Origin of the sequence: Vibrio genomosp. F10 str. 9ZD137, from assembly GCF_049974785.1 — a bacterium.
Lineage (GTDB): Bacteria > Pseudomonadota > Gammaproteobacteria > Enterobacterales > Vibrionaceae > Vibrio.
This window is the reverse complement of record NZ_JBNGCJ010000414.1, coordinates 1-6,942: the sequence shown is the minus strand read 5'-3', so window position 1 is coordinate 6,942 and position 6,942 is coordinate 1. Positions and strand designations below refer to the sequence as shown.

At 44.2% G+C, this 6,942-nt stretch carries 7 protein-coding genes; 3 read left to right on the top strand and 4 right to left on the bottom strand.

Annotation, left to right across the window (positions count from 1 at the left end):
* Nucleotides 1-140 precede the first annotated feature (140 nt).
* The 4 genes from ACP45E_RS09620 to rpsO form a co-directional block, all read right to left on the bottom strand.
* Nucleotides 141-548: a MarR family winged helix-turn-helix transcriptional regulator gene (locus tag ACP45E_RS09620; RefSeq protein WP_017035495.1), complete on the bottom strand. Its 408-nt coding sequence runs from the start codon at nucleotides 546-548 to the stop codon at nucleotides 141-143.
* A gap of 174 nt (nucleotides 549-722) precedes the next feature.
* Complete coding sequence (nlpI, locus tag ACP45E_RS09615; RefSeq protein WP_017035496.1) at nucleotides 723-1,649, bottom strand: lipoprotein NlpI; 927 nt, start codon at nucleotides 1,647-1,649, stop codon at nucleotides 723-725.
* A gap of 127 nt (nucleotides 1,650-1,776) precedes the next feature.
* Nucleotides 1,777-3,900, bottom strand: a complete 2,124-nt coding sequence (pnp, locus tag ACP45E_RS09610; protein ID WP_017037734.1) for a polyribonucleotide nucleotidyltransferase — start codon at nucleotides 3,898-3,900, stop codon at nucleotides 1,777-1,779.
* Between the two features lie 343 nt (nucleotides 3,901-4,243).
* Nucleotides 4,244-4,513: a 30S ribosomal protein S15 gene (rpsO, locus tag ACP45E_RS09605; protein WP_017035498.1), complete on the bottom strand. Its 270-nt coding sequence runs from the start codon at nucleotides 4,511-4,513 to the stop codon at nucleotides 4,244-4,246.
* A gap of 221 nt (nucleotides 4,514-4,734) precedes the next feature.
* On the opposite strand from rpsO, the gene mtnN reads away from it, so the two are divergent.
* The 3 genes from mtnN to ACP45E_RS09590 all read left to right on the top strand — a co-directional run.
* A complete protein-coding gene (gene mtnN, locus ACP45E_RS09600) occupies nucleotides 4,735-5,430 on the top strand; it encodes a 5'-methylthioadenosine/S-adenosylhomocysteine nucleosidase (RefSeq protein WP_026026580.1) in 696 nt (231 codons plus the stop codon).
* Between the two features lie 15 nt (nucleotides 5,431-5,445).
* Entirely contained in the window at nucleotides 5,446-6,399 is a 954-nt protein-coding gene (locus ACP45E_RS09595; protein WP_026026581.1) for a cobalamin biosynthesis family protein, read from the top strand.
* Nucleotides 6,400-6,942: ABC transporter substrate-binding protein (locus tag ACP45E_RS09590; RefSeq protein ID WP_158008374.1), on the top strand; the 543-nt coding region annotated here is incomplete at its 3' end. It abuts the gene before it with no gap.

Genomic DNA, 6,942 nt, shown 5'->3' with positions numbered 1-6,942 from the left:
ACCGCTCTTCCGATCTGCGGCTACGGTTGGAATCGTATAACGCCAAAATTGACGGTATATGCTGTTACTCATAATGACTTCTCTTAAATAACCTGACGACACACCATTTAATTATCTAGGCTAACTAAATGAGTAAAACTCTATTTGAGTGCGATTTTTAATAGTTGATTTAACTGATCCAATTGATCATCCGTGAGTTTTTTTTCTAACTCTCTCGCCATCACACCATAAACCCGACTCTCCTCTTTTAGAGCAACGGTCGCTTTTTCAGTCAACTCAACTCGCTTAGATCGCGCGTCTTCAGCGCAAGATTTCCTTTCTACGAGTCCTTTTCTTTCCAAACGCTTAACCATATTCGTCGCCGATGGTTTGCTTACTTGCATTTCATTGGCAAGATCCGTTAAACGAATCGCATCCTGCGAAACCTGAATCACTTTTAGGTAATCATATTCATTGAAGCTTAACTGATCTAAAGAGTCATTTTTAGATTGAACGCGCCACACCTTTGATGCAAACCGTTCGATTTTTTCAAGATTATCCCAAAGCATAACAGCACCACCCAATTTAATTAGCTAGGCTAACTATTTTAATGAATCTTTGGTATAAAGCAACAGGTATAGATATCTAGAAATATACATAAGGTAATAAAAAACCGCCTGTTATTGACGATCATTCTAATGATCGTCAATAACAAGCGGCCTTGTCAGTCTCTAGAGGTGTTGTTACTGCTCTTGCTGCTCAGTCAATGCTTGTTTCTTTGCTTGGGCAAGTTGATCGGCTTTTACTTGATTGTAAATACGGCTTAACTCTAAAAAGGAATAGCGATGCTCAACATACTCAAACACATTGCCCGCTAAAGCCAGTTTGTACAGAGAGATAGCACTGGCAAAATCACCTTCCTGTTGGTAACGCTTCGCCATGTAGAAGTAAACTTCCGTTAAGCGTTGGGCAAGTAACGTATTATCTCTTGTGCCAACTAAAATGGCTTTAAATGCATTCTCTTCCGAGATGTCATTTAACGTCAGGCCAACAAGAACCCAACCCCACTCTTCTGTGCGCGCTTCATACCGAGTCATCAACGCGGTTTTTGCGGCTTCAAGATCCATTTCCGATTGAATGATATAGAGCCAAAGCGCCCCGAATGGATCGCTAGGATCACGTTCAAAATGTGTCGACATCTCTTCGTAAGCAAGATCAATGCGTCCACCGTAATAAAGAGCAATAGCACGATTACGTTCTGCGTAAGCGTTATCTGGATCAAGCTCTAACGTTGAATCAAACGCTTCATAGGCAGCATCAAACTCACCAACTTGGGTAAAATAGACACCCAGTAAATTAAAAATATCGGGTTGAGCTGGGTTTAATGATAGTGATTGATTGAAATCCAATCGGGCTAAATCACGCAAACCAACGCTGTCATAGTAATTACCGCGTTCATAATGCATTTTTGCTCTAACTTCATCTTGCAGATCAGCACGTTGAAGTAATTGAGTTAAACGAGCAATTTGAACTTCTTGCTGAACACTTGCCTGTAATGGCACGGCCATTGGTGGATAGATCCACTGATCTTGATCGGGTGTTGATGTCGAAGCACACCCCGCTGTGACCAACAAAAATGCACTTAATGTGGCGCTACGAAACCATTTCACAAATAGATACTCCTGTCGCCCAACATAAATTTGCTGGAAAATAAGATGAAAAAAAGGGAGCGATAAGGCTCCCTTTATAACATGCTTTATACTCAATAGGTCAAATTACCTATTTAAGAATAACGAATTACTCAGCGTCAGCAACTGGTGCTTCTTCTGCAGGCTTATCTGCCGCTTCTTTCATGCTTAGACGTACACGGCCTTGACGGTCAATTTCAAGTACTTTAACTTTCACTTCTTGACCTTCAGTTAGGTAATCAGACACTTTCTCGATGCGCTTATCAGCGATTTGAGAAATGTGTACTAGGCCATCTTTACCAGGAAGGATATTAACGAATGCACCGAAATCAGCCAAACGAGCAACTTTACCTGTGTAGATAGTACCTACTTCAACTTCAGCGGTCAGAGCTTTAATGCGGTTGATGGCATCTTCAGCTTGCTCACCCGAGGTTGCAGCAATTTTAACCGTACCGTCATCTTCAATTTCGATCGTTGTACCTGTCTCTTCGCATAGAGAACGGATCACAGCGCCACCTTTACCAATCACATCACGGATCTTATCAGTGTTGATCTTCATTGTGTGGATGCGCGGAGCGAACTCTGAAATATCGTCACGAGCACCAGAGATAGCTTCATCCATAACAGTAAGGATGTGCTTACGCGCGCCTTGTGCTTGGTTAAGAGCGATCTGCATAATCTCTTTCGTGATACCTTCGATTTTAATGTCCATTTGAAGCGCAGTGATACCATCGTTAGTACCTGCTACTTTAAAGTCCATGTCACCTAGGTGATCTTCGTCGCCAAGGATGTCAGAAAGAACAACGAAGTCGTCACCTTCTTTAACCAGACCCATTGCGATACCCGCAACAGAAGCTTTAATTGGAACACCAGCATCCATAAGCGCTAGAGAAGTACCACATACAGAAGCCATTGAAGAAGAACCGTTAGATTCAGTGATTTCCGATACAACACGTACTGTGTATGGGAATTCTTCAATTGAAGGCATAACCGCTTGGATACCGCGCTTAGCCAGTTTACCGTGGCCGATTTCACGACGCTTTGGAGAACCAACAAAACCCGTCTCACCTACACAGTATGGAGGGAAGTTGTAGTGTAGAAGGAAGTGGTCTTTCTTCTCACCCATTAGGCTATCGATGATTTGAGCATCACGTTGTGTACCAAGCGTTGCTGTAACAAGTGCCTGAGTTTCACCACGAGTGAATAGAGAAGAACCGTGAGTACGTGGAAGAACACCAGTACGTACGTCTAGTGCGCGAACCATATCTTTTTCACGACCGTCGATACGTGGGTTACCCGCGATGATGCGGCTACGTACTACGTTTTTCTCTAGAGAACCCAACATGCCGCGGATTTCGCGCTCATCTAGGTTTTCGTCTTGCGCGAGAAGCGCTGCAACGGCTTCATTCTTAATGACGCCTACTTTCTCGTAACGCGCCATTTTTTCAGTAATTTGGTACGCTTCAGATAGACGTGCTTCAGCAAGTTCAGCAACTTGGGCTTTAAGCTCTGCGTTTACTTCTGGAGCAGTCCAATCCCAAGCTGGAGTCGCAACTTCAGCAGCAAATTCGTTGATCGCTTTGATGACAACTTGTTGTTGGTCGTGACCGTAAACAACAGCAGCAAGCATTTCTTCTTCTGATAGGTTATCAGCTTCAGATTCAACCATAAGTACCGCGCCTTCAGTACCAGACACAACGAGGTCTAGTTTAGAGTTTTCAAGCTCAGTGTTTGAAGGGTTAAGAACAAGTTGACCGTCGATGTGACCAACACGTGCAGCACCGATTGGACCATTAAATGGAACGCCAGCGATAGAAAGTGCAGCAGACGTTGCGATCATAGTGATCATGTCTGGGTTTACGTCAGGGTTGATAGAAACAACCGTCGCGATAACCTGAACTTCGTTTTTGAATGCACTTGGGAAAAGTGGACGAATTGGACGGTCAATCAGACGCGCTGTTAGTGTCTCAGCTTCTGAAGGACGACCTTCACGCTTGAAGAAGCCACCAGGGATTTTACCTGCAGCGTAAGTACGCTCTTGGTAGTTTACTGTTAGCGGGAAGAAATCTTGACCTGCAACCGCTTCTTTTTTAGCAACAACAGAAACGAATACGGATGTATCGTCCATAGTGGCCATTACAGCAGCAGTAGCTTGACGTGCGATAACGCCAGTTTCTAGCGTAACGGTGTGATTGCCGTATTGAAACGACTTTACAACTGGTTTTTCAAACATTATATATCCTTGATCTAAAGGGTAACTTTAGAATAAGTAAGTGACCGTTCAAGAGATTACCAATCGCGACTAGTGAAAAGAGACTAAGGATAACCAAACTATTAACCCAATCGCTTTTGAATAGTCGCGACCAATAGGCCGACATCTGTGACTGTAATTCTTGAACAAATTTATGTGCCTAGTGCAAGAGCATGATAGGCGAGGCGTAGTATAAACTATATGAGCGGTGTTTTGCTATGATCGGTTACTTTGTCCTAAAAAAAAGCATGGTTTTACTGAATTTTAGGCAACAAAAAAGGGGCATATAGCCCCTTTCTAAACAAACTTTCTATGCAGCTACTAATTAGCGACGTAGACCTTGACGTTTGATTAGATCTTGGTAACGAGCTAGGTCTTTGCCTTTCAAGTAATCAAGAAGTTTACGACGGCTAGATACCATGCGTAGAAGACCACGACGGCTGTGGTGATCGCCTTTGTGAGCTTTAAAGTGACCTTGAAGGTGGTTGATAGAAGCAGTAAGTAGTGCTACTTGTACTTCTGGTGAACCAGTGTCGCCTTCAGATTGTGCGTATTCTGCAACGATTGCTGCTTTAGTTTCTGCATTCAGAGACATAATGCTCTCCTAATAAGAGTAGGTTTATAGTTGTAGCAGCCAATCTCTGATTCAGCCACTACGCGAAGCGCGGATTATAGGGTAATCTAGATACTATGGCAACTGAATATAACAACGGAATACCATCCCTTGCCCACTCTATCGATTAAAGAGTATTTGCGCTCAATTTTTTCATGTTAAACTTAGGCTTAACACCTTTAAATAAATCATTAGGATCACACATGAAAATCGGCATCATTGGCGCTATGGAACAAGAAGTTACCATCCTTAAGCAGGCAATATCTAACTGTAAAGAAGTCAGCAAAGCGGGCTGCAACTTCTTCTCGGGTGAGCTTAACGGTGTTGATGTCGTGCTTTTACAGTCGGGCATTGGTAAAGTCGCTGCCGCTATTGGTACCACCATTTTACTTGATGAATATCAGCCAGACGTTGTCATCAATACCGGCTCTGCGGGTGGTTTTGACTCTACTCTCAATTTAGGCGATGTCGTCATCTCTACTGAAGTTCGTCATCACGATGCTGATGTGACCGCTTTTGGCTACGAAATTGGTCAAATGGCGGGACAGCCTGCTGCCTTTCTTGCCGATTCAAATCTAATGGACATTGCAGAAAGAGCACTGGCACAAATGGAAGACAAACACGCAGTTCGAGGCCTAATTTGTACTGGTGATGCCTTTGTTTGTAGCGCAGAGCGTCAAGCGTTTATTCGCACACATTTCCCGACGGTTATTGCGGTCGAAATGGAAGCCTCTGCCATTGCTCAGACTTGTCATCAGTTTAATGTTCCTTTTGTTGTGGTTCGTGCTATTTCTGATGTTGCCGATAAAGAGTCTCCAATGAGTTTTGAAGAGTTCCTACCTCTTGCAGCACAAAGCTCTTCAGAGATGGTGATAAAAATGGTTCAACTGCTTAAATAGTTAACGACGGATATCATGGAAGAGATTTTTAGTCAGTTCTATTCAAATGGAGTGCTCCTCGTCATGTGGGGAGCCTTATTATTTCATCTGCTTATCCCAATTCCTAGAAGCGCTCACCCTACGACACTGTGGCATAAGTTTGCAGAGCAACTCGCTGAAAAAGTAAACGTCAATAATCACTACTCACAGAGTTTGATTTCCGGCACGCTTGCTTGGTTACTAATGGTCATCCCAACGATTCTCGTGCTGTGGGCGCTAAAACCATTGGTGTGGCAACCTCAGTTATTTGAATTGGCTTTACTGCTACTTGCCCTAGATTGGCGCAGCAATGAAGTCCTTGCAAATGGGCTGACTAAGGCACTCGCTCATGACGATAAATCGACGGCTAGATCCTTGCTTTCCCCGGTACTCAACCGAGACACAAGTCGCTTGTCAGCTTTAGGGCTTGGTAAAGCTGGGGCTGAAACCATCATTATGGGTTATGGGCGAAATGTGGTGTGTGTACTTTTTTGGTACGCAATCGGCGGTGGAAGCGGCGCTTTAATCTATCGACTATCGGCGGAACTGGCGAGAGCGTGGTCTCCTTCTCGTTCCGAATTCTCCCCTTTTGGCCTAGCGGTAACCCGAGCTGTCGCACTCTTAGACTTTATCCCTTTACGACTGTTTGCACTGTTTGTTGTGTGTGGAAATAAAGCCGTTTACACCTTTAAAGCTATGCTGACTCAAAGCTCGTCTTGGCCGTCACCTGGTCCTGCTTGGTTGCTCACTGCCGTCGGTAACAAACTGGAGCTTTCTCTAGGTGGCCCTGCCATTTATGAAAATCGCAAAAGTGTACGAGTCAAAATAGGTGGCCGTATTGCTCCCTCGGCGATTCATTTATCACAAATACAAACGCTCGTTGCGTGGCGTGTTTTCGCATGGACACTCATTCAAAGCGTGATTCTTTTCCTTTTATACCAAGGCGTTTAGATGTTTCGTTTCACCTCGATAGTCCCACTGCTTATAACGACTTCTGTTGTCTCCGCTCCGGTAGAAAGAGTCATAGCGCTCGCGCCTCATGCGACAGAAATTGCCTTTGCAGCAGGGCTTGGCGATAAGCTCATCGCGGTGAGTGCCATGAGCGACTACCCAGAACAAGCTCAATCCCTTGAAAAAGTCGCCAACTATCAAGGCATGAAACTCGAGCGGATTATTGCCCTTCAACCGGATCTCATTATTGCTTGGCCATCAGGCAACCCAAAGAAAGAACTCGAGATGCTTCGTCAATTTGGTTTCACTATCTATGATTCACACACCAAGACGCTCAGTGACATTGCAGACAATATCGACGATCTCAGTGAGTTTAGCGATAACCCGAAATTGGGTCGAGCCCAAGCAAAAGCGTTTAGAGATCAACTTGCGGCCCTATCACAACGTTACGATGTAAAAGACCCAGTGAGTTATTTTTATCAGCTCAATGAAAAGCCAATTATTACTGTTGCTCAAGGGCATTGGCCAGATCGGAAGAGCGGT

Bases quoted from the DNA above. Each gene is read 5' to 3' on its own strand.
- ACP45E_RS09620 (WP_017035495.1), bottom strand. From the start codon at position 548: ATGCTTTGGGATAATCTTGAAAAAATCGAACGGTTTGCATCAAAGGTG.
- pnp (WP_017037734.1), bottom strand. From the start codon at position 3,900: ATGTTTGAAAAACCAGTTGTAAAGTCGTTTCAATACGGCAATCACACC.
- rpsO (WP_017035498.1), bottom strand. From the start codon at position 4,513: ATGTCTCTGAATGCAGAAACTAAAGCAGCAATCGTTGCAGAATACGCA.
- mtnN (WP_026026580.1), top strand. From the start codon at position 4,735: ATGAAAATCGGCATCATTGGCGCTATGGAACAAGAAGTTACCATCCTT.
- ACP45E_RS09595 (WP_026026581.1), top strand. From the start codon at position 5,446: ATGGAAGAGATTTTTAGTCAGTTCTATTCAAATGGAGTGCTCCTCGTC.